The following is a 22272-nucleotide window of genomic DNA, read 5'->3' on the forward strand; positions in this document are numbered from 1 at the left end:
CTTTTTATTTCACGATTAATTTAAATAAAAATCTAATCCTTTGATCTTCTCTAATTTTCTGAATAAATTATCGTCCATTCTCACTTTATATTTTTTTGATCGAAAATTTAAGAATGTTTTGTTTTCTTCTTCATAAAGAAAAAATTCTACATCTTTATCACCGACTTGCTTACATAACACTTCTTCGACATGATTAATCAATACGCTATTTAAATGATTCACATTAATTTTGATAATTAACTTTCTTACTAAATTGTTCAAAACATCTTTCATATTTTCAATATGTATAATATTGATTTTAGAATCGTTTTGTTTTGATTTTTCTAGAGATAGACACAAATACAATATATTATTTTTATACAGTAGCGGTTCGTATTTTTTATATGTATCTCCGTAAATTCGGAATTCTTTGGAATCAAAAGAATCTTCTAATTGAAAAATTCCATATTGTATTCCATGATCATTTTTCTTTTCAATATGAGATAAAATTCCATGAACATATAATTTTTTTCCATTGATCGGATATTCTTGATGGTTTAATTTTTTGATGTTAGAATTTGTAAGATATTTGATTTCATAAACGTACTCATCTAAAGGATGAGATGTTGCGTAAATCCCTAATACTTCCTTTTCTTTGGACAATTTTTCCATGTTATTCCATCGAATTCCTTTTCTTGAAAAAACTGGGACCTCCAAATGAGTTTTTACTTTACGATTTTTTGAGGAAAATTGGATGATCTTTTCTAAAGTGCTTAATTTTTCTCCATCTTGGATGTAAAAATATTGTTCCCTTTCTATATGAAAACAATCCAAAGATCCCGAAAGAATCAAACTTTCCATCGATTTTTTATTCACAACACGTAAATCCACTCGTTTGACGAAATCAAAAATCGAAGAAAAATTTCCATTTTTGATTCTTTCATCAAGAATAATTTTTACCGCATTTTTTCCAATCCCTTTAATTCCAGCAAGACCAAATTGAATACAATTCATACTCTTCACTCTAAAAAAAGAGAGACTTTCATTGATATCAGGAGCAATGACAGAAATTCCGATTCTTCTGCATTCCTCTATAAAAAAGGTCATTTGCTTAATATTGTTCATGTTATGACTTAATACCGAAGCCATAAATTCGCATGGAAAATGCGCTTTTAAATAAGCGGTTTGAAAAGCAATGTAAGAATAACATGTAGCATGAGATTTATTAAAAGCATAACAAGAAAAATGTTCCCAATCCCTCCATATTTTTTCAATAATTTTCTTTTTATATCCTTTCCTTCTCGACTGAGAAATAAATCGATTTTTCATCTTGAAAAGAATATCCTTTTGTTTTTTACCCATTGCTTTACGAAGTACGTCAGCATCACCTTTGCTAAATTCAGATATTTTTTGAGCAATTAACATTACTTGTTCTTGATATATTGTAATTCCATATGTTTCTTTTAAAAATTCTTCCATTTCTGGAAGGTCATAATGAATGAGTTCCTTTCCATGTTTTCTATCTATAAAATTCGGAATGTACTGCATTGGACCGGGTCGGTATAAGGCATTCATAGCAATTAAATCCTCAAATTTATCAGGTTGTAATTTTCTAAGATACTTTCGCATTCCTGTAGATTCGTATTGAAAAATACCAATGGTTTCTCCTTTTTGAAAAAGATGATAAGTTTTTTGATCTGTTAAAGAAAATTTAATGTTTTGAACGTTTGTATGTTTTTGAATATGTTTTATCGTATCCTTAATAATTGTTAACGTTTTCAATCCTAATAAATCCATTTTCAATAATCCCATGTGTTCCACCACATGATTATCATATTGAGTAATTAATAAATTAGACTCTTTCGTCATTGCAACAGGAACATATTCTGTAATATCATTCGGACTTATTATAATTCCACAAGCATGAATTCCAGTACTACGGATAGTTCCTTCTAACATTTTTGCTTTCCTTAAAACTTCACCTAATAAACTGGACGGATTTTTTATTTCTTTTCTTAATTCATGTATATTTTTTTTTTCTTCCTTTTTCATTTTTTCCAACGGAAATTCGTTCGAAAAAAGAGTTTTCAAAGAAAGAGAATAGGGAATCATTTTGGTAATATTATCAATATTTTTTAAAGGAACCCCTAATACACGTCCTACATCTCTTATGGAAGATTTGGCACCCATGGTGGCATAGGTAATAATCTGAGATACTTGATTTTTTCCATACTGTTGAACAACCCATTCTATAATTTTTTCTCTACCAACATCATCAAAATCAATATCAATATCTGGCAATGAAATTCGATCTGGATTCAAAAATCGTTCAAATAACAAATTATATTTTATTGGATCTATTTCCGTAATACCGAGACAGTAAGCTACAACAGAACCTGCAACTGATCCTCTTCCGGGACCTACTGATATATTCATTTTCTTCGCTTGATCAATAATATTTTTTACAATCAGAAAATATCCAGGATATCCAATTTTTTCAATAATTCTTAATTCAAACCCTATTCTATCTTTTACTGTTTTTGTAATAGGTTTATAACGTTTTTTTGCTCCATCATAAGTGGTCTTTTTCAAGAAATCATTTTCATCATATGCAGGTGTTTCATTCCCTATGATTCTTCTAATAGATGTAGGAATTTGAAATGTTGGAAGCAACATGTGTTTGGAAATATGGTAACATTCAATTTTTTCGATCAATTCATCTAAAAAATCAAACGCTTCGGGAACATCTGAAAACAAATGATTCATTTGTTGGACACTTTTAAAATAAAATTCATGATTCGGAAATCCGAACCTATACCCCATTCCTTTTCCTATCGGAGTCGATTGTTTTTCTCCATTTTTTATGCACAGTAAAATATCCTGTGCTGGTGCTTCTTCTTGATTTAAATAAAATACATTATTCTGTACAATATATTTTACGCTATACCTATTTGAAAATTTTAACAAAATATCATTAACATAATCTTCTTCTTCTAATCCATGACGAAGTAATTCGATATAAAAGTTATCTCCAAACAATTCTTTCCACCACAAAAATTTTTTTTCTGCTTTTTTTTCTCCCTCATTGAGAATGGTATGAGGAATTTCCGCATGAATATCTCCTGTAAGAGCAATAAGTTGATCTTTATATTTTTCTATTAATTTTCTATCAATTCTAGGAATTCCTGAATATAATCCTTCTATAAATCCCAAAGAACAAAGTTTAGATAAATTTTTATACCCTTGTTTGTTTTTCGATAAAAAAACTTGAGGATATCTCTTGTCTGGATATTCTTTGGTAAATTTTTTAATAACATGATTTTCGGAAATAAACATCTCGCATCCAACAATTCCTTTAATTTTTTTATTAGGATAATATTTTGTATTTATGGAATGAATAGCATTCAGAAAATAAAATGATCCCATCATGTTTCCATAATCTGTAATCCCCACAGCAGGCATATTGTAATGTAAAGCTTGACTAATTAAAGATTTAATATTTATAGTTGAATATAAAATAGAAAAATGAGTATGATTATGAATATGAGAGTACCTTTTACTTTTTATCATATTTATCTTCCTATTCTTATTCTTTTGATATATGATTTTTTTTTTCTGTTCATTTTCATTGACAAACGATACTAAAGATTTTGGAATAGTATTCCTATACTTTTTTTGAAAATTATAAATGAAATGGGCCTTTATTCCAATATCTTTAGATGAAATAATTCCAATACGTAATAATTCTAAAAAACAACGAGATGTTGCTTTCACATCATTAGACGCATTATGTGATTGGATAAAATTTTCTTGAAAAAGTTTGTGGTATAATTCTGATAATGTAGGCCACTTATATCGTTTTCCTTTTCCTATCAAACCACAATAGGATACAGAAAATAATTTTGTATCTAAAAACTTTTTTTTTCTTAAAGGAAAAACATTTTGTTTTTTTCTAAAGAACTCGGATTCGAGAATTTTTAAGTCAAATTCTAAATTATGTCCAATAATACATGCATATGTATCAAAACATTGATTCAGTTTAGAAAGAACAAGGTCTATATTCACACCATATTGATAAGCGATCTCATTAGTAATTCCATGAATTTTAAATGCATTAAAAGGAATTTCATAGTGATCCGGTTTGATAATAAAATTTTCAAATTCTATTAAATTCCCCATTACATCATGTACTTGCCAAGCACACTGTACTAATCTTGGCCATTCATCAATATTGGAACAGGAAATTTGATAAGATGGAGGTAATCCTGTTGTTTCTGTATCAACAATGAGGTACATTATTTTATTTAAATTTTCAGTAGAAAAGTTACTAAAAAAATTATTAGTTTTGTAATACTTTTTTTCATATGTTCGGAAAACAATTATCATATTTTATTGTATGATACCTGTTCATCATCATAACGAAAATTAATTAATATAAATAACTATGTCTAATCAAAACGAAAAAATAATAACACAGCAAACGTCTCATCACCATTTCAATGAATCTATAAAAGAAACGGATGATCTTGAAACAAATTTCGATTGGACGAAATATGATGAATCATTCATACGTCAAGAAAGGGAACAAAAAAGAAAAAAATATGAAGAAATATATGTAAAAACATTACCAGATGTTCAAGAGTTAGAGATATACGGTGGAAAAATAATTAGTATACATACTAAAACGGTACTTGTAGACTTTGGATTTAAAGCAGAAGGAATTATCCCTATGAGTGAATTTAAAGAGAATCTTTCCATTAAGGTTGGAGATCATTTAGAAGTCATGGTCGAGAAAATTGATTATAAAGGACAATGTCTTCTTTCCTATCAAAAAGCAAAAATGTTAAGAAATTGGGAAAAAATTAATAACGCTTATAATAATTCTGAAGTGATATTAGGATATGTATCTGCCAGAACGAAAGGAGGTCTTATTGTGGAAGTTTTTGAAATTGAATGTTTTTTACCTGGATCACATATTAATGTAAAACCTGTACGAGATTATGATACATATGTTGGAAAAACTATGGAAATAAAAGTAGTAAAAATTAATCAAAAAACAAAAAACGTTGTTGTTTCACATAAAGTATTAATAGAAAAAGATATAGAAGAACAAAAAAAAGAAATGATTTCCAAACTAGATAAAGGACAAGTTTTAGAAGGAAAAATCAAAAATATTCTTCCTTATGGTGCCTTTGTTGATTTAGGAGGGGTTGATGCTTTACTTCATATTACCGATATGAGTTGGCCACATATTAATCATCCGACAGAAGTCGTCCAATTAGAACAACAGTTAAAATTTGTTGTATTAGGAGTAGATAAAGAAAAAAATCGTATCCAGTTAGGATTAAAACAATTACAACCTCATCCTTGGGATTCATTAGATAATGCATTAAAAATAGGAAGTAAGGTTAATGGAAAAGTCAGTGTTTTAGCTGATTATGGAGCTTTTATTGAAATTATTCCAGGTGTAGAAGCCTTGCTTCATATCAGTGAAATGTCTTGGTCTTCTGACTTATCTTCTACAAAAGATTTTGTAAAAGTTGGAGATAAAATTGAAGCAATGATCTTAACGATAGATCGCAAGGAACGAAAAATGTCTTTGAGTATGCGACAACTCACTCAAGATCCTTGGAAAGATATTCATAATAAATATTCTGTAGGGTCCAAGCATTTTGGAACTGTAAAAAAATTTACCAATTTTGGAGTCGTTGTAGAATTAGAAGAAGGTATCTATGGAATTTTATATACTCATGATTTTTCATGGACAAAGAAAATCAAACATCCTTCTGAATTTTGTAACATCAATAGTAAATTGGAGGTAGTTGTTCTTTCATTAGATTCTCAAACAAGAAGATTAATTTTAGGACATAAACAATTAAAAGAAAATCCATGGAAAAAGTACGAAAGTATTTATTTTATTGGAAGTATTCATAAAGGTCAGATTTCGAATATTTTTGATAAAGGAGCTCATGTTCAATTTGTTGATAATCATTTCTTGGATGCTTTTGTTCCAATGAGGTTTTTAGAAAAAAAAGATGGAACCTTTTTAAAAAAAGGAGAAACATCTAGTTTTAGAGTTCTAGAATTTAATAAAGACAACAAAAAAATTATTATTTCTCATACTTCTACTTATAGAGATAAAGAACATAAAAAAGATCAACGTGTACGAAATAGAAAATTTGAACGATCTACTTTAGGAGATCTTGAAGGATTAGTAAGATTAAAAGAAAAAATTGAAAAGGAAAAAAATAAATAGCTATTAATTATCATGGTAACACACCCTATTGCGGAAAAAGAAGGATGGAAAGTAGGTATCGACTATCCTATCTGGGGAAATAATGAATTGTATTTAACAACAATTAAAGGTGGATACTTATTAGATGGGGAGACACCTTATGGTGCTTATAAAAGATTGGCAAGGAATGCCTCTAAAATTCTTAGAAATCCTCATATAGAAAAGAATTTTTTTCATATTTTTTGGATGGGATGGTTAATTCCTTCCACTCCAGTTATGGTTAATTTTGGAACAGAAAAGGGACTTCCTATCAGTTGTTTTTCAAGCAGAGTCGGAGATAGTATGTATGAAATCTATCGTAAAAATTTAGAAATGGCAATTCTTAGTAAACATGGAGGAGGGACTGCTTATGATTTTAGTTTAATTCGATCGATTGGAAGTCCTATCAAAAATGGAACATTGGGAAGATCTGATGGAATCATTCCTTTCATAAAATCTTATGATAGTACAATTCTTGCAAGTAAACAAGGAAGAACAAGAAGAGGAGCTGTAGCAATTTATTTAAACATAGAACATGAAGAATACCCAGAATTTTTAAAAATAAGAGAACCTAAGGGAGATATTAATCGTCAATGTCATAATATTCATCAAGGAGTTATTATATCTAATTCATTCATGAAAAAATTATTAGCACATGACGAAGAAAAAAAAGAATTATGGATTAATACTTTAAAAGAAAGAGTAACCACTGGAGAACCATATATTTTTTTTCAAGGAAATGCGAATCAGAACATTCCAGAACATTGGAAGAGATATGGATTAAAAATATATCACAGTAATCTTTGTTCAGAAATTATGCTTCCAACAAATGAAAATCATACTCTTGTATGTTGTTTATCCTCTCTGAACTTACATAAATATGAAGAATGGAAAAATACAAAAACTGTTTTTTATTCTATATTATTTTTGGATGCGGCTTTACAAGAATTCATTGATAAAGGAAAAAATATTAAGGGAATAGAAGATGCTGTACGATTTGCTGAAAAAAGTCGTGCATTGGGATTAGGTACTTTAGGATGGCACACATATTTACAATCCAATATGATTCCTTTTATATCTCATCAATCAAGAATTTTAACACATAAAATATTTGGAAATATTCGAAAAGAATCACAAAAAGCAACCAAGTTTTTAGCAAAAGAGTATGGAGAATCAGAATGGAATTCAGGTACTGGAAAAAGAAATTTAACATTGATGGCTATTGCTCCTAATAGGAGTTCTGCAAAATTAGCAGGAGGAATTTCTCAAGGGATAGAGCCATTAGCTGCAAACATTTATGTTGATGATGATTCAAAAGGAATGCATATAAGAAAAAATTCTTATCTAGAAAAAGTTCTTATCAAGAATGGATATAATGTTTCTGAAGTATGGGAACAAATAGCAAACGAAAAAGGATCATGTCTTGGATTAAAAGATAAAATTCTTAGCGAAAAACAAAAAAATATTTTTAGATGTTTTAAAGAAATAGATCAATTAGAATTGGTAAGACAAGCAAGTATAAGACAAAAATATCTCGATCAAGGACAAAGTATAAGTCTTGCATTTTATCATAATACTCCATCAAGATATATTAATCAAGTTCATATTGAAGCATGGAGAATAGGATTGAAAAGTCTCTATTATTATAGAAGTGATAGTATTCTACGTGCAGATACAAAATGTAAATATCAATGGATAAAAAAAAATAATCATAAAAAAGAGAAAGGGCGGCGACTTACTCTTCCAGAATAATCCAGTACCATCAGCGCTAATGTGTTTCACTTCTCTGTTCGGAATGGTAAGAGGTGGGGCCACATTGCTATAACCACCCATGTTATTTAAAAACAGTTATTTAAAAATAATAATAAATACATAGTTTAATAAAAAAAATGAGGAATGTACAAAAAGTCTACGGGTAATTAGTACTACTCAGCTATGACATTACTGTCTTTACACTTATAGCCTATCAACGTTGTAATCTTCAACGACCCTTTATAAAGAAGCCTAATCTTGTGGTGAGCTTCGCACTTATATGCTTTCAGTGCTTATCTCTTCCGAACATAGCTACTCAGCGCTGCATCTGGCGATACAACTGATAGACCATAGGTTCGTCCGATTCGGTCCTCTCGTACTAGAATCAGGTCCACTCAAGCTTCTAACGCTCGCAATAGATAGAGACCGAACTGTCTCACGACGTTCTGAACCCAGCTCGCGTGCCACTTTAATGGGCGAACAGCCCAACCCTTGGGACCTTCTTCAGCCCCAGGATGTGACGAGCCGACATCGAGGTGCCGAACCTCCCCGTCGATGTGAGCTCTTGGGGGAGACTAGCCTGTTATCCCCGGAGTACCTTTTATCCTTTGAGCGATGGCCCTTCCATGCGGAACCACCGGATCACTATGCCCTACTTTCGTACCTGATCGACTTGTAAGTCTCACAGTCAAGCACCCTTATGCCATTACACTCTACACACGATTACCAAACGTGTTGAGGGTACCTTTGGAAGCCTCCGTTACTTTTTTGGAGGCGACCACCCCAGTCAAACTACCCACCACGCAGTGTCCTCAACTTTCTACAGTTGAGTTAGATTTCAATTAAAAAAAGGGTGGTATTTCAAGGACAACTCCACACCAACTGACGATGATGATTCACAGTTTCCCACCTATCCTACACATTTTTTAATCAAAATCAATACGAAGCTATAGTAAAGGTTCACAGGGTCTTTTCGTCCCATTGCGAGTAATCGGCATCTTCACCGATATTACAATTTCACCGAGCTCACGGCCGAGACAGTTTCCAGATCGTTACACCATTCGTGCAGGTCGGAACTTACCCGACAAGGAATTTCGCTACCTTAGGACCGTTATAGTTACGGCCGCCGTTTACTGGGGCTTCAGTCAAAAGCTTTGCTTATAAAAGCGAACCTTCTTCTTTAACCTTCCAGTACTGGGCAGGTATCAGACCCTATACATCATCTTTCGATTTAGCAGAGTCCTATGTTTTTGATAAACAGTCGTCTGGAACTTTTCACTGCGACCTTCCTAAAAAAGAAGGTAACCTTTCTCCCTAAGTTACAGGTTTATTTTGCCTAGTTCCTTAGCCGTGAATCACTCGAGCACCTTAGGATTCTCTCCTTAACTACCTGTGTCGGTTTTGGTACGGATTGCTTTTATTATAAAGCTTAGAGGTTTTTCTTGGAAGTTCTTACCTGTGCTATCCAATTCCCTATTTATTGGTTCATGGTACTATCATAGATCAGCAAAGCTTACGGATTTTCCAATATGCTCTATACCTAACTATTTCAACGTACACTTCCGTCCGTACGCGACAGTTTCATTCCTCCGTTACCCCGAAAAATCGCAAAATAAAAGCAAGTACCGGAATATCAACCGGTTTTCCATCGAATATACCTTTCGGTTTCATCTTAGGTACCGACTAACCCTCAGTTGATTAACATAGCTGAGGAAACCTTAGTTTTTCGGTGTGTAGGTTTCTCACCTACATTATCGTTACTTATACCTACATTTTCTTTTGTAGCAGCTCCACTGTATTTCACAATACAGCTTCTGCGCCATTACAATGCTCCCCTACCGATTAAAATTTCCTAAAAAATTTTAATCCCATAGTTTCGGCGATATGTTTAATGCCCGATTATTATCCATGCTTAATCACTAGACTAGTGAGCTGTTACGCACTCTTTAAATGAATAGCTGCTTCCAAGCTAACATCCTAGCTGTTTAAGTAACTAAACTTCGTTAAATCAACTTAACATATACTTAGGGGCCTTAACTGATGGTCTGGGTTGTTTCCCTCTTGGACATGGACCTTAGCACCCATGCCCTCACTACCGTGAAACATAATACAGCATTCGGAGTTTATCAGGAATTAGTAGGTGTATGACACCCCTTCATCCAATCAGTAGCTCTACCTCTGTATTATTTTACACGATGCTGCACCTAAATGCATTTCGGGGAGTACGAGCTATCTCCGAGTTTGATTGGCCTTTCACCCCTACCCACAAGTCATCCGAAGACTTTTCAACGTCCACCGGTTCGGTCCTCCACTATGTGTTACCACAGCTTCAACCTGCTCATGGGTAGATCACTCGGTTTCGCGTCTAATTCCTCCGACTAAATCGCTCTATTCAAACTCGCTTTCGCTATGGCTACATAGCTGAACTATTTAACCTTGCCGAAGAAATTAACTCGTAGGTTCATTATGCAAAAGGCACGTCGTCACTCTTAAAGGAGCTCCGACAGATTGTAAGCGTATGGTTTCAGGATCTATTTCACTCTCCTATTCGGAGTACTTTTCACCTTTCCCTCACGGTACTAATTCACTATCGGTCTCTGAGGAGTATTTAGCCTTACCGGATGGTCCCGGTAGATTCAAACAAGATTTCACGTGTCCCGTTCTAATCAGGTTACTACTAGGTATTTGTTTCATTTCGTTTACAGGACTATCACCTTCTATGGTTGATTTTTCCAAATCTATTTCGCTATGAAACAAAAGTCCATAAATGTAGACCTACAACCCCATTACAGCAAATTACTGTAATGGTTTAGGCTGTTTCGTTTTCGCTCGCCACTACTAACGAAATCACTATTGTTTTCTTTTCCTCTAGATACTAAGATGTTTCAGTTCTCTAGGTTTGCGTTATTAAATAACATCACCTAATGTGATAGGTTCTCCCATTCGGAAATCTGTGGATCCATTCGTATCTGCCAATCCCCACAGCTTATCGCAGCTTATCACGTCCTTCTTCGCCTCTCAGAGCCAAGGCATCCACCGTACGCCCTTACCTAACTTATTGTATCATTCCTCAATATTAAAATTAAATTATGTCAAAGAACTAGATTGAAAATTAAATGGAGAATATCGGAGTCGAACCGATGACCTCCTGCGTGCAAAACAGGCGCTCTAACCATCTGAGCTAATTCCCCCAATAGTCTCGCGCGGAATTGAACCGCGGACCTCTACATTATCAGTGTAGCGCTCTAACCATCTGAGCTACGAGACTGATTGAGAAATCAATCTCTAATAAAAAATTTATCAAAAATAATAAAAAGCTTCTATACCTAGAATTGATAATTCTTTTCTAATAGAAAAACTCTAAAAAAAGAGATGTTCCAGCCGCACCTTCCGGTACGGCTACCTTGTTACGACTTAGCCCCAGTTATCGATTTTACCTTAGGCAGCTCCTTTTACGGATACCGATTTCAGGTCCCCCCGACTTCCATGGCTTGACGGGCGGTGTGTACAAGGCCCGGGAACGTATTCACCGCATCATGGCTGATATGCGATTACTAGCGATTCCAACTTCATAGAGTCGAGTTGCAGACTCCAATCCGAACTGAGATCGGTTTTTAGAGATTAGCTCCTGATCACCCAGTAGCAACCCTTTGTACCGACCATTGTAGCACGTGTGTAGCCCAAGGTATAAGAGCCGTGATGATTTGACGTCATCCCCACCTTCCTCTCGACTTGCATCGGCAGTTTTGTTAGAGTCCCCGACTTGACTCGTTGGCAACTAACAATGAGGGTTGCGCTCGTTGAGGGACTTAACCCAACACCTCACGGCACGAGCTGACGACAACCATGCAGCATCTTGTACTCCGTCCGAAGACTAAACTGTTTCCAATTTATTCGTAGTACATTTAAACCTTGGTAAGGTTCCTCGCGTATCATCGAATTAAACCACATGCTCCACCGCTTGTGCGGGCCCCCGTCAATTCCTTTGAGTTTCAGTCTTGCGACCGTACTCCCCAGGTGGATCACTTATCACTTTCGCTTGGTCACTGAAAAAAATCCAATAACTAGTGATCATCGTTTACAGCGTGGACTACCAGGGTATCTAATCCTGTTTGCTCCCCACGCTTTCGTGCCTCAGCGTCAGTATAGACTTAGTAACCTGCCTTCGCGATCGGTGTTCTGTGTGATATCTATGCATTTCACCGCTACACCACACATTCCGGCTACTCCAATCTCACTCTAGTATGCCAGTATCAATAGCACTTTTAACAGTTGAGCTGCAATATTTCACTACTGACTTAACAAACCGCCTACGCACCCTTTAAACCCAATGAATCCGGATAACGCTTGTGTCCTCCGTATTACCGCGGCTGCTGGCACGGAGTTTGCCGACACTTATTCGTATAGTACCTTCAGAACTCTTATCTCGTAAGAATTTTTATTCCTATACAAAAGCAGTTTACAACCCGTAAGGCATTCTTCCTGCACGCGGCGTGGCTGGTTCAGAGTTTCCTCCATTGACCAATATTCCTCACTGCTGCCTCCCGTAGGAGTCTGGTCCGTATCTCAGTACCAGTGTGGGGGATCACCCTCTCAGGCCCCCTACCGATCATGGTCTTGGTAGGCATTTACCCTACCAACTAACTAATCGGACGTACGCCCATTTTTTGCCGCACTATTTCGCTTTAATAAACAAGTCATGCGATTTGTCCATTCTATAGAATATTAATCCGAGTTTCCTCAGGCTATTTTCTAGCAAAAGGTAGGTTACGTACGTGTTACTCACCCGTTCGCCGGTCGCCATCAAAATCTACAAAGTAGATTTCATGCTGCCCCTCGACTTGCATGTGTTAGGCCCGCCGCTAGCGTTCATCCTGAGCCAGGATCAAACTCTTCGTTGTAAAAAATTATCAAATACACAAAAATACTATTAAAAAATCCTTAACAATCAGGTCTAGAAGCTTTTATATGCAAAGAACAATTAAACTATCAGATATTAAATATTAAATATCTATTCGATAAAGATAGATATATTTTTTTTAATTGAAAAAAAATCATCTATTTTTATAAAAAAAATTTCTAAAAAATAAATCCATTAGTTTATGAGAACTTCAGATTTCGACTACAAGTCTCCAGTAGAACTTCTTGCAAAATATCCTTCTCAGGAAAGAGACGAATCTAAATTAATGGTGATTCATCGTCATAATGAAAAAATTGAACATAAATCATTTAAGGATCTCCATCGATATTTTGAAGAAGGGGATATCATAATTTTAAATAATACAAAAGTATTTCCTGCAAGACTATTGGGAAACAAAGAAAAAACAGATGCGAATATAGAAGTTTTTTTGCTAAGAGAATTAGATTCCCAGGATCGTACTTGGGATGTTCTTGTAGACCCTGCAAGGAAAGTTCGAGTAGGAAATAAACTAAATTTTGGATATGGATTAACAGGTGAGGTAATTGATAATACCACTTCAAGAGGAAGAATTTTACAACTTCATTTCCATGGGACACATGAAAATTTATTGAAAAAAATCAAAAAAATTGGAAAAACCCCTTTACCAAAATATCTTCATCGTGATCCAGAAGAAAGTGATAAAAAACGTTATCAAACTGTATATGCAAAACATGAAGGATCTGTTGCAGCACCCACTGCAGGACTACATTTTTCAAAACATTTATTAAAAATATTAGAAATAAAAGGAATCAATTTAGTTGAAATCACTCTACATTTAGGATTAGGTAGTTTTTTATCTGTGGAAGTCGAAGATATTTCCAAACATAAAATGGATTCTGAAAAATGTTTAATTAGTGAAAAAACTTGTAGTATTATTAATAATGGTATAAAAAACAAAAGAAGAATCTGTGCGGTAGGAACATCTTCAATGAGAGCGATTGAAAGTTCTGTTTCTTCTAAAAAAAATTTAAATCCTTTTTCAGGATGGACAAATAAATTCATTTATCCTCCTTATCACTTCAGTATAGCAAATTCGATGATTACAAATTTTCATATGCCTAAATCAACATTAATGATGATGACTGCCGCTTTTATTGGATTTGATTTAACAATGAAAGCTTATCAAATAGCAATCAAAGAAAAATATAGACTTTATTCTTATGGAGATGCTATGCTAATTTTATGATTATCAATCATAATTTTATGAAAAAAACTTCATTATGAAAATAATTTTAGATAAAATCAAAATACCGATTCAAGAAGAAATAAGAACGTTTGAAAAAGAATTTCTTCTTCTTATAAAAAGCAACGTTTCTCTTATTAATAAAATCAATCATTATATTAATAGCAGAAAAGGAAAATTGATTCGACCGATATTTGTTTTTCTGATTGCTAAAATGTTAGGAACAATACAAAAAAAAACTTATCATACAGCATGTTTAATAGAACTTATACATACGGCCACATTGGTTCATGATGATGTAATTGACAATAGTCATTTACGAAGAGGAGATTTTTCTATCAATGCTATATGGAAAAATAAAATTGCCGTTTTAATGGGAGATTATTTTTTATCAAAAAGTCTTTTACTAGCTACAAATAATAATTATTCAGATATTTTAAAAATTATATGTAAAACGGTCAAAGATATGAGCGAGGGAGAATTATTGCAAATAGAAAAATCAAAAGATTTAAATATTACTGAACAAAATTATCATAAAATTATTTATCAAAAAACCGCTAGTTTAATGGCATCTTCTTGTGAATGTGGAGCTATTTCTGTGAATGCAAGTAAAGAAAACGTTTCAAAAATGAGAAAATTTGGAGTGTTTATGGGAATTGCTTTTCAAATTAAAGATGATTTATTTGACTATGAATACAATAATCATCAAAAAAATATGATAGGAAAACCTATTGGAATTGATCTCAAAGAAAAAAAAATTACTCTCCCTCTCATTTATACTATTCAAAAAGCTTCGAAAGAAGATCAAAAATTTCTATTAAATTCCATCAAAAATTATGAAGAAAAAAATAAAAAACAAATCATAGATTTGATAAAAAAATATAAAGGATTGGAATATGCAAGGAAAAAGATGATAAAATTTCGAAATAATGCTTTAGATATTTTATCCTCCTATCCTGAAGGATCTGCAAAGGAATCATTGAAAACTATGGCTAGTTTTATTATTGAAAGAAGTCAATAAAATAAAAATTTTGATATGAAAGAAAATTTAGTGATTGTAGAATCTCCAATGAAAGCAAATACAATCCAAAAATTTCTTGGAGAAAAATATCATGTAGTTTCTAGTTACGGACATTTAGTCGACCTTCCAGAAAAAGAAATGGGAATTCAAATTGAAAATAATTTTCATCCTAAATATGTAGTTTCATCGAAAAAAAAGAATTTAGTAAAAAATATCAAATCATTAGTGAATAGCTATGACATTATATGGTTAGCTTCAGATGAAGACAGAGAGGGGGAGGCAATTGCTTATCAAATTTGCCATTTATTCAAAATTCCTGAAGAAAAATATAGAAGAATAGTTTTCCATGAAATTACCAAAAAGGCGATTCTTTATTCCATGAAACATCCAAGAAAAATTAATAAAAACTTAGTTTATGCTCAACAAACAAGAAGAATCTTAGATCGATTGGTTGGATTTCTTTTATCTCCTATATTATGGAAAAAGGTAAGTAATGGATTGTCTGCTGGTAGGGTACAATCAGCAGCCGTGAGATTAATTGTAGAACAAGAAGAGAAAATCAAAAATTTCATCCCCTCTTCTATTTATCAAGTGAAAGGGTATTTCAAAAATGGTCAAGAATTAATTTCTGCAAAATTAAATAAAGAAATAAAAGATGAGAATACAATCCAAAAATTTCTTTTATTATCCATGAAAATAGATAAATTTTTCATTATAAAAACAACAAAAAGAAAAGTTAAAAAAAGTCCTACACCTCCTTTTACGACTTCTTCTATGCAACAAGAATCATATAATAATTTAAATTTTTCTATATCAAAAACTATGTTTTTATCTCAAAAACTATATGAAAAAGGTTATATAACATATATGAGAACTGATAGCATAAAATTATCAAGTACAATTGTATCTGAAATACAAGCATACATCACTCAATCTTATGGCAAAGAATACTTTTGTATGAGAAATTTTCATCTTTCTAAAAAATTTTCTCAAGAAGCTCATGAAGCCATTCGCCCAACTTCCATTGATAGAAAGGAAAGTGATTTAAAAAATCTGGATCCTTCTGAAAAAAAACTTTATCAACTAATATGGAATCGATCTATCATGAGTCAAATGTCAGATGCCGTTTTTGAATTAAAAACATTTCATATAGAACCTCCCATTTCAGGATATTATTTTATTCATAATCAACAGAAAGTTCTCTTTGAAGGATTTTTAAAAATATTAGAAAAACAAATCAATAAAGATCAATTATCAAAAATGATAGATACTCATTTAAAAATAGATCATATTATAGCCAAACAAGTATATAAAGGAACTCCAATGAGATATAATGAAGCTTCTCTAGTAAAAAAATTAGAATCTTTAGGAATCGGAAGACCATCAACATATGTTCCTATCATATCCACAATTCAAAAAAGAAACTACGTCAGTATCCATAGAATTATAAAAAAAATCAACAAACAAAAAACGATGATTATGAATAACAATGAGATAAAAATAAAAACGGAAAACATTCAAAAAGTAGAAAAAAATAAATTTTTTTCTACAGAATTAGGAATCGTAACAACCAATTTTTTGTTAGAAAATTTTCCAAATATCGTAAATTATCATTTTACTGCAGATTTAGAAAAAAATTTTGATGATATTGCCAAAGGATCTATCTTCTGGATGAAGATTATTAAACCGTTTTATAAAAAATTTCATGAAAAAATACAGTATGTTCATCATCATACTAAAAGAGTTCACAAAGAACGATTTCTAGGAATAGATAAAAAATCTAACAAGAAAATCGTTGCAAAAATTGCAAGATTTGGAGCAGTACTTCAAATTGGAGAATTCAACAATCAGGAAAAACCCAAATTTATTCCTTTATTAAATAAACAAAAAATCGATACTCTTTCTTTGAAAGAAGCCTTAAAAATTATTGAATTACCAAAATGTTTAGGGTTATTCAAAGAAAAAAAAGTATTTATAAACATAAACAAATACAATATTCATATAAAATATAATAAAAAGTTCATCCCTATTGATGAAAAAAAATTTTTCAGTTCTTCAATCGACTTAAAAGAAGCTATTGATATTATTAAAAAACATTAAAATTCATCCATCAAAATATCTTTGATTTAAATATGTCGTTGGATATGCTTGATCATGTCCCGTTCTTTTTACATGATCCAAATATTTAGGAATATAAGATAAAGCTTTTACTCTATCAGATAAAGACATTCTATTCCATATATTTTCCGCCATTTTTTTTTTCCCTACTTTGTATTTATAGTCAGTCCAAAAACGATTAAAAGATAAATCTGCTGGAACTTCTTCTATAGAAAAGGAAGATTTTGAAGGCATTATATTATTTGGCATCATATTATTTATAATAGATTCATTATAAGGTAAATATTTTCCAATCCATATATAATGGGATATAGATAGATTTTCAGGAAGAACAATTTCTCTTAAAAATCCATTTAAATCATATTTGAATATGATATCTCCGGATACCAAAGGACTTCTAAATATATACTTCTTACCTCTCATTCTTTATTTAAAATGAATTAATGATATTGTATTATAAATTTCTCATTTATTACATAAATTTTATGTCGTAATAAAATCTTTTATAAAAAGAATTGATTACATAATCTTTGCTATTCAAATAGCATTTTTCAAACAAAAATCATTGAAAAATGAACATAATTAAGTAAAAGTTATAGATTTTTGAATAAAAAAAAAATACGATTTTAAATATCTTTTAATTCTCATGTTATACATAGTACCCACTCCTATAGGAAATTTAGAAGACTTTACCTATAGAGGATTGAAAATTTTGAAAAAAGTAGATCTTATTTTAGTAGAAAATTTTCGAACTTCTAAAAAACTTTTTGATTTTTACAATATTAAAAATCATGTTCATTCATATAATGTTTATAATGAACACAAAATTACCCCTTTAATGATCAAAGAGATACGTAAAGGGAAACAAGTAGCATTAATATCTAATGCAGGAACACCTGGAATATCTGATCCTGGATATTTGTTGATTAAACATTGCATAAATCACTCTATACCAATAGATTGTTTACCTGGTGCTACTGCATTCATTCCAGCACTTGTAAATTCAGGACTTTCTATGAACGAATTTACTTTTATTGGATTTTTACCTAAAAAAAAAAGAAATAGTAAATTAGAAAATTTATCAAGAGAACCTCGAACTATTATAATCTACGAATCCCCGCATAGATTATTACGAACTTTAAACGATATAAAAATCTTTTTTGGATTAACAAGAAATATTGTTGTATGTAAAGAAATATCGAAAATATATCAAAAAATATTAAGAGGAAATATACAATATATATTACATTATTATAAAATGAATAAAAAAATTCGAGGAGAATATACTATTGTCATTGAAAAAAATCTTAAGAAAGATCATACATAATTTTTCTTTATCAAATATTCTGCTATTTGTACTGCATTTGTCGCAGCTCCTTTTCTTAAATTATCGGATACAATCCAAAGATTGATAGAATTTGGAAAAGAATAATCTCTTCGTATTCTTCCAACAAAAATATCGTCTTTTCCATGAGAATTTAAAGGCATTGGATAGATATTTTTATTAGGAATGTCTTGAATAATTAATCCTTTTATATTCAATAATATTTCTCGAATTTTATCAATATTTATATCTTTTGTAAAGGAAATATTAACACTTTCTGAATGACCTCCAATAACAGGAACTCTTGCAGATGTAGCTGTAATAGAAATATTTTGATTATTCAATATCTTTTTTGTTTCTTTCATCAATTTCATTTCTTCCAAAGTATATCCATCTTCCAAAAAAGAATCACAATGTGGAAGCACATTGTTATAAATAGGATATGGATAAATTTTTTTACAAGAAAAATTTCCTATACTTTCCTCTTTTAATTGATCTACCGCTCTTTTTCCAGTACCTGTAACAGATTGATATGTAGAGATGATTACTCTTTTTATGTGATATTGGATATGTAATGGAAATAAAACCATAACTAATTGTATCGTTGAACAATTGGGATTTGCAATAATTTTATCATCTTTTTCTAATAATTGAGCATTTATTTCAGGAACAATTAATTTCACATGATCATGCATTCTCCATGCTGAAGAATTATCTATTACAATAGATCCTAGATCTTCAAACTTTCTTGCCCAAGATTTAGAAACTGATGAACCTGCAGAAAATAAAACAATATTTGGTTTTTTATTATACAAAAGATCTTCTATATCGATCAATTCATAACTTTTTCCACGAAAAAATAATCTTTTCCCTAAAGATTTTTTAGAAGCAGACAAATATAAATTTGTAATCGGAAAATTTCTACTTTCTAAAACCTTTAACATCACTCGTCCCACCATTCCTGTGGCACCTACAATTCCTAATTTCATAAGATTATAATTTAAATTGGAAAAGAATCAAATTTAGTAAATTAATTTTGAAAAAAGGAAAAATCATTATTTTATCAGGACCTTCCGGATCAGGAAAAACTACAATATCGAATTTTTTACGTTCCAAAATATCCTGTTTAGAACTATCTATTTCATGTACCACAAGAAAAAAAAGAAAACATGAAATCCATGGAATAGACTATTATTTTCTTTCTAGGAAAAATTTTTTTTCTAAAATCAATAAATGTCAATTTTTAGAGTGGGAAGAGGTATATCAAAAACAATTTTATGGAACATTGAAAAGTGAACTTCATAGAATATGGAAAAATAATAAAATTGTATTATTTGATATTGATGTAAAAGGTGGATTAAATATAAAGAAACAATATCCAAATCATTCTTATTCTATATTTTTAATGGTGCAATCGATTGATATTCTGAAAAGTAGGTTGATTGATAGAAAGGATGAAAACATGGAAAAAATTAAAATGCGACTGAAAAGAGTAGAATATGAAAATAACTTTTCACATTTATTTGATGTTATTGTTTCAAATAACAATTTATTAGAAACTCAAAAACACATGTTAATTCTGATTAAACAATTTCTTTATTAATATTCGATTCAATGAAAAAAATCGGGGTGACTGGACTTGAACCAGCGACCGCACGCCCCCCAGACGTGTACTCTAACCATACTGAGCTACACCCCGAAATAAAAAATAAACTCCTCAGGCTGGATTCGAACCAGCGACACCCTGATTAACAGTCAGGTGCTCTAGACCAACTGAGCTACTGAGGATTGTTTTAAATTTTTTCGATTCTTATTTGATGTCTTCCTCCTTCAAAACTTGTATGCAAGAAAATATCTACAATTTCCAATAATTCATATGTTTTTACAAAACGAGAAGGAATACTAATTATATTTGAATTATTGTGTCTTCTTGCAAGAGAAGAAATTTGTTTATTCCATACCACGGAAGAACGAACGTTTTTATATTTATTGGCTGTCATAGAAGCTCCATTTCCACTACCACATAAAATTATACCAAAATGGGAAGAATGATTGTTTACAGAATTTGCTGTGGGATGAATAAAATCAGGATAATCTACTTTTTCTTCATAATTAAAACTACCAAAATCTTGGATTTCATATTTTTTTTGTCTTAAAAAATCTTTGATTAAATATTTATAATAAACTCCTGTATGATCAGATCCTATGGCAATTTTTATCATCACACGTCAATTAAATCAGTGTTATTGTTTCAAACAAATGAGAAAATGAACCAATATTGCTGCAATAAATCTATTGTTCGTTGATGTTCAATGTTATGTTCTCAATTTGTTTGAATTTTTCTTTCTTTTTCAAAAGAATAAAGATACATTAAAAAATTTTATAAATTATTATCTTCTTGAAGATTTAAAGTTAATTTTGTGTGAAAAATTTTTGATCTAATTTATGAAACATGAAAAATGTTAATGATTTTAATTTTGCAGATAAAGTTGCTTTAATAAGAGTAGATTTTAATGTTCCTATCAATCAAAATGGTGAAATATCAGATGAAACGAGAATTCAATATAGTATTCCCACTATACAAAAAATTCTTTCTGATGGTGGAAAAGTAGTTCTGATTTCGCATTTCGGAAGACCCAAAGGGAATAATATTTCAAATTATTCTTTAAAATTTCTTATTCCTTTTCTTTCGAAAAAATTAAAAGTATCTGTAAAATTTTGTGAACCATGTATTGGTGAAAAAGCAAAAAGGGAAGTTGATCAATTGAAAAATGGTGAGGTGTTACTATTAGAAAATTTACGATTTTATAAAGAGGAAGAAGAAGAAAACGAAAAATTTGGATGGGAATTATCTAAATTTGGGGATATTTATATCAATGATGCTTTCAGTGTATCTCATCGATTTCATTCTTCAATCACAGTAATTCCAAAATTTTTCAAAAGAAAATGTATTGGTTTTCTTATGAAAAAAGAAATTGATAATTTCGATAATTTTTTTTATGGAAAACGAAAAAAACCAATCACAACTATTTTAGGTGGATCAAAAATTTCATCAAAAATTAATATTATAAAAAATTTATTAATCTTTTCTGATTATCTTTTGATTGGTGGAGGAATGGCTTACCCTTTTATTAAAAAAAAAGGAGGAAATATAGGAAATTCTATGACAGAAAAATATAATGAAAAAATCGAAAAAACGTTAGAAAGTATATTGTCCATGAATCATCCAAAAAAACAACCCAATATGTTTTTTTTTCCTAAAGATGTGATTGCCGCAGACTCATTTCAAAATCATGCAAAAACCAAAATTTGTCCAATACACAACATTCCAAATGGATGGAGAGGATTAGATTTAGGTCCTCATTCCATAAAATATTTTTGCAATATTATTGAAAAATCAAAAACTATTTTATGGAATGGACCATTAGGCGTTTTTGAATTTTCTAATTTTTCTTTTGGAACAAAGTGTATTGCAAAAAAAATTGCAGATGTTACAAAAAAAGGATGTTTTTCATTGGTTGGAGGTGGAGATTCAATTGCAGCATTAAAAATGGAAAAATGTGAAAAAGATATTAGTTATTTATCTACTGGAGGAGGAGCAATGTTAGAAATTTTGAAAAAAAAAACTCTTCCAGGAATAAAAGCTATCGATATATAAAAA

The 22272-nt window shown here is 31.1% G+C and carries 11 protein-coding genes, 4 tRNA genes, 3 rRNA genes and 1 pseudogene; 8 read left to right on the forward strand and 11 right to left on the reverse strand.

Annotated features, from left to right (window positions below; translation table 11 throughout):
* Positions 1 to 15: 15 nt before the first annotated feature.
* The gene (gene dnaE / locus H0H42_RS01420) at positions 16 to 4275 is read right to left on the reverse strand and encodes a DNA polymerase III subunit alpha (protein WP_185868757.1); all 4260 of its coding nucleotides are present in this window, start codon (positions 4273 to 4275) and stop codon (positions 16 to 18) included.
* Between the two features lie 148 nt (positions 4276 to 4423).
* Between dnaE and rpsA the strand changes: the two genes are divergently transcribed.
* Together rpsA and H0H42_RS01430 are read left to right on the forward strand one after the other, a co-directional pair.
* Entirely contained in the window at positions 4424 to 6235 is a 1812-nt protein-coding gene (gene rpsA, locus H0H42_RS01425; protein ID WP_185868299.1) for a 30S ribosomal protein S1, read from the forward strand.
* Positions 6236 to 6247: 12 nt separating this feature from the next.
* Positions 6248 to 7912: pseudogene (locus tag H0H42_RS01430) on the forward strand (ribonucleoside-diphosphate reductase subunit alpha); the annotation flags it as partial.
* Positions 7913 to 7975: 63 nt separating this feature from the next.
* On the opposite strand, the gene rrf reads toward H0H42_RS01430, so the two are convergent.
* The 5 genes from rrf to H0H42_RS01455 all read right to left on the reverse strand — a co-directional run bounded on the left by rrf (position 7976) and on the right by H0H42_RS01455 (position 12906).
* Positions 7976 to 8086, reverse strand: a 5S ribosomal RNA gene (rrf, locus tag H0H42_RS01435).
* Positions 8087 to 8152: 66 nt separating this feature from the next.
* A 23S ribosomal RNA gene (locus H0H42_RS01440) occupies positions 8153 to 11066 on the reverse strand.
* A 56-nt stretch (positions 11067 to 11122) separates the two neighbouring features.
* Positions 11123 to 11196, reverse strand: a tRNA-Ala gene (locus H0H42_RS01445).
* A gap of 3 nt (positions 11197 to 11199) precedes the next feature.
* A tRNA-Ile gene (locus tag H0H42_RS01450) sits at positions 11200 to 11273 on the reverse strand.
* A 97-nt stretch (positions 11274 to 11370) separates the two neighbouring features.
* A 16S ribosomal RNA gene (locus H0H42_RS01455) occupies positions 11371 to 12906 on the reverse strand.
* The 16S, 23S and 5S rRNA genes sit together here with 2 tRNA genes alongside, the layout of an rRNA operon.
* Positions 12907 to 13107: 201 nt before the next feature.
* Here H0H42_RS01455 and queA point away from each other — a divergent pair.
* Genes queA through topA form a run of 3 tightly spaced genes read left to right on the forward strand, consistent with a single transcriptional unit; the run spans position 13108 to position 17269 of the window.
* The gene (queA, locus tag H0H42_RS01460; RefSeq protein ID WP_185868300.1) at positions 13108 to 14151 is read left to right on the forward strand and encodes a tRNA preQ1(34) S-adenosylmethionine ribosyltransferase-isomerase QueA; all 1044 of its coding nucleotides are present in this window, start codon (positions 13108 to 13110) and stop codon (positions 14149 to 14151) included.
* 34 nt (positions 14152 to 14185) lie between these two features.
* Positions 14186 to 15169, forward strand: coding sequence for a polyprenyl synthetase family protein (locus H0H42_RS01465; RefSeq protein WP_185868301.1), 984 nt, complete (start codon positions 14186 to 14188; stop codon positions 15167 to 15169).
* Between the two features lie 15 nt (positions 15170 to 15184).
* Positions 15185 to 17269, forward strand: coding sequence for a type I DNA topoisomerase (gene topA / locus H0H42_RS01470; protein WP_185868302.1), 2085 nt, complete (start codon positions 15185 to 15187; stop codon positions 17267 to 17269).
* A 3-nt stretch (positions 17270 to 17272) separates the two neighbouring features.
* Here the strand turns inward: topA and H0H42_RS01475 are convergent, their stop codons facing one another.
* Positions 17273 to 17710, reverse strand: coding sequence for a hypothetical protein (locus H0H42_RS01475; RefSeq protein WP_185868303.1), 438 nt, complete (start codon positions 17708 to 17710; stop codon positions 17273 to 17275).
* 223 nt (positions 17711 to 17933) lie between these two features.
* On the opposite strand from H0H42_RS01475, the gene rsmI reads away from it, so the two are divergent.
* Entirely contained in the window at positions 17934 to 18614 is a 681-nt protein-coding gene (rsmI, locus tag H0H42_RS01480; protein WP_185868304.1) for a 16S rRNA (cytidine(1402)-2'-O)-methyltransferase, read from the forward strand.
* Here rsmI and H0H42_RS01485 read toward each other — a convergent pair.
* Positions 18605 to 19600: an aspartate-semialdehyde dehydrogenase gene (locus H0H42_RS01485; RefSeq protein ID WP_185868305.1), complete on the reverse strand. Its 996-nt coding sequence runs from the start codon at positions 19598 to 19600 to the stop codon at positions 18605 to 18607. The two genes, rsmI and H0H42_RS01485, sit on opposite strands and share 10 nt — an antisense overlap.
* Positions 19601 to 19647: 47 nt before the next feature.
* Between H0H42_RS01485 and gmk the strand changes: the two genes are divergently transcribed.
* Positions 19648 to 20214 (forward strand): guanylate kinase, encoded by a 567-nt coding sequence (gene gmk, locus H0H42_RS01490; protein WP_185868306.1) that lies wholly within the window; start codon positions 19648 to 19650, stop codon positions 20212 to 20214.
* A gap of 21 nt (positions 20215 to 20235) precedes the next feature.
* On the opposite strand, the gene H0H42_RS01495 is transcribed toward gmk, so the two are convergent.
* From H0H42_RS01495 to H0H42_RS01505, 3 genes are all read right to left on the reverse strand, one after another.
* Positions 20236 to 20310: transfer RNA gene (locus tag H0H42_RS01495), tRNA-Pro, on the reverse strand.
* Positions 20311 to 20324: 14 nt separating this feature from the next.
* Positions 20325 to 20399, reverse strand: a tRNA-Asn gene (locus tag H0H42_RS01500).
* Positions 20400 to 20404: 5 nt separating this feature from the next.
* Entirely contained in the window at positions 20405 to 20833 is a 429-nt protein-coding gene (locus H0H42_RS01505; protein ID WP_317167323.1) for an RpiB/LacA/LacB family sugar-phosphate isomerase, read from the reverse strand.
* A gap of 230 nt (positions 20834 to 21063) precedes the next feature.
* Between H0H42_RS01505 and H0H42_RS01510 the strand changes: the two genes are divergently transcribed.
* Positions 21064 to 22269, forward strand: coding sequence for a phosphoglycerate kinase (locus tag H0H42_RS01510; RefSeq protein WP_185868307.1), 1206 nt, complete (start codon positions 21064 to 21066; stop codon positions 22267 to 22269).
* Positions 22270 to 22272: the final 3 nt, after the last annotated feature.

The sequence above is a fragment of the Blattabacterium cuenoti genome (assembly GCF_014252275.1).
Taxonomy (GTDB): domain Bacteria; phylum Bacteroidota; class Bacteroidia; order Flavobacteriales; family Blattabacteriaceae; genus Blattabacterium; species Blattabacterium cuenoti_O.